Source organism: Bacillus sp. JJ1503, from assembly GCF_036965125.1.
In the GTDB taxonomy this organism is placed as follows: Bacteria; Bacillota; Bacilli; order Bacillales; family Cytobacillaceae; genus Cytobacillus.
This window is the reverse complement of sequence record NZ_JBALOZ010000210.1, coordinates 1-5,958: the sequence shown is the minus strand read 5'-3', so window position 1 is coordinate 5,958 and position 5,958 is coordinate 1. Positions and strand designations below refer to the sequence as shown.

Annotated in this window: 5 protein-coding genes and 1 pseudogene; 5 read left to right on the top strand and 1 reads right to left on the bottom strand. The window is 37.3% G+C overall.

The window, feature by feature from the left end:
• From V7149_RS16105 to V7149_RS16085, 5 genes and pseudogenes are all read left to right on the top strand, one after another.
• Positions 1-164: pseudogene (locus tag V7149_RS16105) on the top strand (ribose ABC transporter permease); the annotation flags it as partial.
• A 9-nt stretch (positions 165-173) separates the two neighbouring features.
• Positions 174-1,013: a BtpA/SgcQ family protein gene (locus V7149_RS16100; RefSeq protein ID WP_335346622.1), complete on the top strand. Its 840-nt coding sequence runs from the start codon at positions 174-176 to the stop codon at positions 1,011-1,013.
• 17 nt (positions 1,014-1,030) lie between these two features.
• Entirely contained in the window at positions 1,031-1,936 is a 906-nt protein-coding gene (locus V7149_RS16095) for a carbohydrate kinase family protein (protein WP_335346621.1), read from the top strand.
• A 4-nt stretch (positions 1,937-1,940) separates the two neighbouring features.
• A complete protein-coding gene (locus V7149_RS16090; protein ID WP_335346620.1) occupies positions 1,941-3,143 on the top strand; it encodes a M20 family metallopeptidase in 1,203 nt (400 codons plus the stop codon).
• A gap of 67 nt (positions 3,144-3,210) precedes the next feature.
• On the top strand, positions 3,211-3,903 hold the full coding sequence (locus V7149_RS16085; RefSeq protein ID WP_335346619.1) for an SDR family oxidoreductase: 693 nt from the start codon (positions 3,211-3,213) through the stop codon (positions 3,901-3,903).
• Positions 3,904-4,599: 696 nt separating this feature from the next.
• On the opposite strand, the gene V7149_RS16080 is transcribed toward V7149_RS16085, so the two are convergent.
• Positions 4,600-5,940 (bottom strand): hypothetical protein, encoded by a 1,341-nt coding sequence (locus V7149_RS16080; protein ID WP_335346618.1) that lies wholly within the window; start codon positions 5,938-5,940, stop codon positions 4,600-4,602.
• Positions 5,941-5,958: the final 18 nt, after the last annotated feature.

The window sequence follows — 5,958 nt, the reverse complement described above, 5'->3', positions numbered from 1 at the left end:
AAATATCGGGAACCTTAATGGGTGTAGCGATTATTTCTATTCTGAACAATGGATTAAATTTATTAAATGTTTCTTCCTATAATCAATTAATGATTAAAGGTGTCGTAATCTTATTAGCGGTATGGCTTAATTCCATTAAAGCAAGAAAAAATGCGAGTGTGTAGGTGATATTAATGAGTGGTGGTATTTTTCCAGAAAAGAAACATGTATTAGAAAATTTATTTAATGTACGAAAACCAATTATAGGTATGGTTCATTTGAAACCGCTGCCTGGGGCTCCCCATTACAAAGGCGAAAGTATGGATGAAATCATCGAGTTTGCTCTTGAGGATGTTCGCCGTATGGAAGAGGGCGGAGTAGACGGATTACAAATAGAAAATGCATGGGATCTCCCTTTTCCGAAGCCCGAGGATTTCAGTTTTGAAACGGTTGCAGCCATGACTGCAGTAGGGGTTGAAATTCGTAAAGCATCTAAGCTGCCGCTTGGTGTAAACTGCTTAGCTAATGCAGTCGTCCCAGCTATTGCGATCGCTAAAGCATGTGATGCGAAATGGGTTAGATCGAATCAATGGGTTAATGCTTACGTGGCTAACGAAGGAATCGTTGAAGGGGCCTCAGCAAAAGCCATGAGATATAAGTCAAATCTCTTCGGTGATGATATAAAGGTTATGGCCGATGTTCATGTAAAGCATGGTAGTCATTCCATCGTTGCTGACCGCAGCTTGGCAGAACAAACACGGGATAACGAATTCTTTGATGCTGATATTTTAATTGCTACGGGAAACCGAACTGGGAATGAAACCTCACTAGATGAACTTATTGGTATTAAGGAGTCTGCTAGTTTACCAGTTATTATTGGAAGTGGAATGACCACTGACAATGCGAAGAAGATTCTATCTATTGCGGATGGTGCGATTGTTGGAAGTTTCCTTAAGGAAAACGGAAACTGGTGGGAAAGAGTAGATACTGAAAGAGTAAAACAGTTTATGGACCAAGTAAACTCACTCCGATAGAATAGGGAGTCTTTAACATGGTAAAAGTTGCGGTACATGGATTTATTAATGCGGACTTAATTGGACTGATTGATGGATTTACAGAAATCGATCAAGAAATGGAAGGCAAGGAATTACAAATAGCCCCAGGTGGATCGGCAGCAAATGTTGCTGTCGGTCTTTCGCGTTTAGGGGAAGAAGTATATTTCTTAGGGGCAGTCGGTGAAGGATCGTATACTTCTTTTCTGTTAAATAGCCTCGAAAAGGTCAAACTTGACTATATTCAAAGAATACAAGGAAAAACCTCAGGGACTGTTATGGTGCTGGTAAACAATACAGGATTAAGAACGATGTACACTTTCCAAGGTGCAAACTCAGATTATGATGTCGATCTGGTCCCGAGGGAATTTTATGAAAGTATTAGTTTATTGCATATAAGCAGTCCCGTAATAAATCTGGCACCCTCATTATTTAGATGGAAAGAAAAGTGTCCTGATCTGAGAATTTCTTTTGATCCAAGTACTTTATTGACGAAGAAGGGTTTACCATTTTTGGAGCCATTGTTGTCAAAAACAGATATTTTATTCGTCAATCGCTCCGAAATGAATGATTTGTTTCCGAATCAAGATATGGATCATTCTATAAAATCACTCCACGATTTAGGAGTGGGCAAAATATTTGTTAAATTAGGAAAAGAGGGTGCACTGTCTAGTTTTATCACAGAAGGAAGCAGCTATAATCGACTTTACCTGCCATCAATAAAAGTTAATCCAGTTGATTCAACCGGTGCAGGTGATGCCTTTGCTGTAGGTGCCCTATATGGAATCATTCGAAATTGGTCGCAAGAGGAGATATTGCGGGCTGGGATTAAAATGGGGTCAAGTGCCGTATCTGAGGTTGGTGCCAGAAAAGGTTTGCCGCATTTTCTAGAGAGGGAAGTGTAGCTATATGGATATCCAAAAGGTATTTCAATATCTTGATAAAGATGATGCTATCGAGTTTTTAAAGTCATTAATCCAGATCAATACGATCAATCCTCCAGGTGGGGAAAAGGCACTTACGGACAAAATTAGTCAACGCCTTGAAAATACAGGATTATTGGTACAGTCAGATTTAGTGGAAAATGATAGAGAAAATTTAATTGTTTCATATAGTAATGCAGAAATTTTACCTGACCATTCAAAAAGGCTAATATTCAGCGGACATTTCGATACCGTCCCAGTCGGGAATGTAGAATGGACCTATCCAGTGTTTGAAGGAAGACAGGAAGGCGAAAGGATATATGGGCGGGGCTCATCAGATATGAAAAGTGGTGTAGCCGCCATGATCATCGCAATGGAATGTATCGAAAAAGCAGGAATTAAATTGAATGGTATCCTTCAATTTGTAGGTACTGTCGGGGAAGAAGTAGATTGTCTAGGTGCTAAAACTGTTGTCAAAAAAGGTCAAATTGATCAAGCTTCGGCGATTGTTATTAGCGAACCTACTTCAAATCAACCCGTTATTGCACACAAAGGTGTATTGTGGTTGAAAATCTCAATGTTTGGAAAAACAGCCCATGGCTCCATGCCTTCGGAAGGGATTAATGCAATATTGGCAATGAACCAATTTATGAATGAATTAAATAATTATATTCTCCAATATGATGAACATGAAATATTAGGAGGCTCCACATTGAATATTGGGATGATCAATGGGGGCGTTGGGACAAATGTGGTTCCAGACGAATGTTCTATCACCATTGATATTCGAACCGTGCCAGGACAATCGCACCCAGAAATTACTGATGATATCAAACATCTGGCACAAAAGGTATCTGAAAAGATTAATGTGACGTTTGGAATAGAGGTACTGAATGATATGGACTGTGTCTATACTTCTGCAGATGATCCTTTTGTTGATTTAGGGATTCAAACAGCTCAAAGCTTGAATAGCGAGGAAAGTCTAAAGCCGGGCGGAGTTAACTATTATACAGATGGATCTATTTACAAGGCACACTTACCCGAAGTTCCTATTTTAATTTATGGGCCGGGTGAACCTAAACAAGCCCATCAGCCTGATGAATGGGTTGAAATTCAAAAATACCTCGACTCCATTAAATATTTCATTACTCTAGCCATTGATTATCTAGGGGTTCAAGAGGGTGCTTGATGGTGCTTTGAACTTTGTCGAAGATTAATTATTATGCTTAATAATTAATCGAAGGGGTGAATAAGGTTTGGATCTTAAAGTTATTGTTATTACAGGTGCTGGTAGCGGACTGGGTGCTTCTCTTGCAAAAAGATATTCAGATATGGGCTGTCATGTATGTTTGCTAGGAAGAACAGCTTCAAAACTTGAAGAAACCGCTAAACAATTAACTAATAGCTATTCTATTTACAAGTTGGATGTTACGTCCAAAAGTGCGGTAGAAAAGGTGATGTGGTCCATTAAGGAAGAAGTGGGGTCTATTGATTTATTAATCAATAATGCTGGACTCGGTGTATTTGATTTGGCAGAAAATTTAACAGAAGAACATGTGCATGACATGATTGATATTAATTTAAAGGGAACAATATTTTGCACACAAGAAGTCCTGCTAAGTATGAAAGAGCGTAATCAAGGCATTATTATAAATGTTGTGTCGACTGCCGGAGTTGAAGGGAAAGTTAACGAATCAGTTTATTGTGCAAGCAAATTTGGTGTTCGAGGGTTTACTGAGAGTCTTGCTCTGGAACTAAATGACACTGGCATTCGGGTGTTCGGTGCTTATATGGGCAGAATGAAATCACCATTCTGGAATGGAATTTTTTCAGAAGAAAGAATTAAGAACTTTATGGATCCAGACGATGTAGCAGATATTATCATTGATAATGCAAAACTTCGAAATAATATAGCCGTTACTGAAGTTATTATTAAAAATAAAATCTAATAGGGCAGTTCATTATAGAGTAGGTTCTATTAATTCCGTACTATGGAAAGTGGCTGTCCCTTTCAGTTTTTAAATGACCTTAACCCCACGTACCTAATCTACATAAAACACCGGGATGATTCCGTTTTTCCCTAGGGAAATGAAGGAATGTCCCGGTGTTTTGTTTCCATGCCTTCCTAGATCGGTTGAATATGTTTGTAGTGAAAACTGTAATCCCTTGGTCCCTTGTCACCTAGTTTGCTGCGATAATTATTAATCTTGAAACGACCAACCTCAAAGAAATCCCAATAATAGTCGTGACCTGTTCCAGTTCAGCGATTAAGCCACCCGTGTGAATTGGCTGACAAACCAGTCAATTTGGCTGACAACCACCTGGAATTGGCTGATAAACTACTTAATTTGGCTGACAAACCGCCAAATCTGGCTGATAAACCTTTCAACTCACTGTCAAAGTGTAATTCTTATCTCATCATATGTAGTTTAAGAGGCCAAAACAGGGTTAAGTACTACTTTTTTAACTTAAACCACTTTTTCCGTATTCACGGTTTAGTAATGCAAACAGTTTTTGTCGCTTATTTGGTTTCAACTAGTGGAGAAGACAGGGCTATTGCGCTGTTTTTTTTAGTAGGGAGGATATTACGAATACCATAAATATTGAGAGGGTGGTTGGTCACCATCATTCACCCTCATGCATCTTTAATACATTAGATAAATCCAATAAATAACCAATGAATGTACACAAGCCACAATAATTGCATATAATAGATTCCACTTTAAAACAAGGTCAAAAATACTAACCCTCAATAAATTGGATATCACAATATTTGGTGGGGAGACACTTGAGATGGTTGAGCCTACAGCCCAAGAACTGAGTAGGGTTAGTGCCATAATGATATTATTGATTCCAATTGCCTCATTTGAAACACTTGCAAGGATTATGCTGATCATCACGATTTGATGTATGCCTAAGAAGGAGAATAGTGAAACAAATGCTATTGTAAAGAAAATCATAAGTAATATGGAGTAATCTGCGATGCTCACCCATAAAATATTTAGATTATTACCAACAGAAGTAGTTGAGGCAATAGAGCCAAAAAAGCCAGCTGTTAAGAATAACACAATTTCATTTGCTCTATCAGGGAAGATTTTTAATAGAAAATTTTTTGATTCTCGTAAAAAATCCTTCTGCTTTTTTAAATATGCTGACCAGATAACAGAAAACAAGATAACGGTAAAAGTCACCATAAGGATAATATTTAAGGAGCTAAAGAACTCCAAAAGACCGATGGAGACAGTTAGCAGGGTGATGACAATTAATAGTTCATATGGTTTTCTAAGATTAATGAATTCTTTTCCTTTTTGGGTGTGCCAACCTACTGTTTTACTTTCCCTTAACGAAAAAAGTAGGTTTGATATGACTAATTGTAAGATTCCTAGGAAAAGGCCAAAATGCAAGTATTCATGTATTTGAATGTTGTAATAATTTACAATTAGTAAAACAGATGCAAAGTAGGGTGCCCACATACATGCGGGTATAAAACCTCTCATATATACTTTGCCTAAAAGAGATGTAGGAAGCTTCAGTTCTTTTACCATTGAATGAATAATGAAAATGGAACCTACATTAATGATTGGCGCTAAAAAGAAATATGAGGCAGAAATAAAAAAGTAAATTTGTTGTGGCTTCTTAGCAAACTTTACAGCTAAATCCATTATGTTTCTTTGGTAGTTCCCAAGTATGATAGGGATTGATAGTATAGGTACCAAAACAATTAAACTCATAAGTGGCAAGTTCTTAGAAATGGCTATTGTCATCTCTGTTAAGGTGTATTGATTAATAATGATAATAAAAAAACTAATACTGATCATTACTCCGCCAATAATCTTATTTAGCTTTGTACAATAAGGAAGGCAAACAAGAATAACTAAGAGGGTCAAACCTCCAATTACAAAGTCTAGTTGGGGAACCGCTGCAAAATTTGAAATTACAAATAGTAGTAGTAAGGATAAAGTTAGTATATTACCTAATTTAATCAATTTTATAACTCCTTACAT

Bases quoted from the DNA above. Each gene is read 5' to 3' on its own strand.
- V7149_RS16100 (WP_335346622.1), top strand. From the start codon at position 174: ATGAGTGGTGGTATTTTTCCAGAAAAGAAACATGTATTAGAAAATTTA.
- V7149_RS16095 (WP_335346621.1), top strand. From the start codon at position 1,031: ATGGTAAAAGTTGCGGTACATGGATTTATTAATGCGGACTTAATTGGA.
- V7149_RS16090 (WP_335346620.1), top strand. From the start codon at position 1,941: ATGGATATCCAAAAGGTATTTCAATATCTTGATAAAGATGATGCTATC.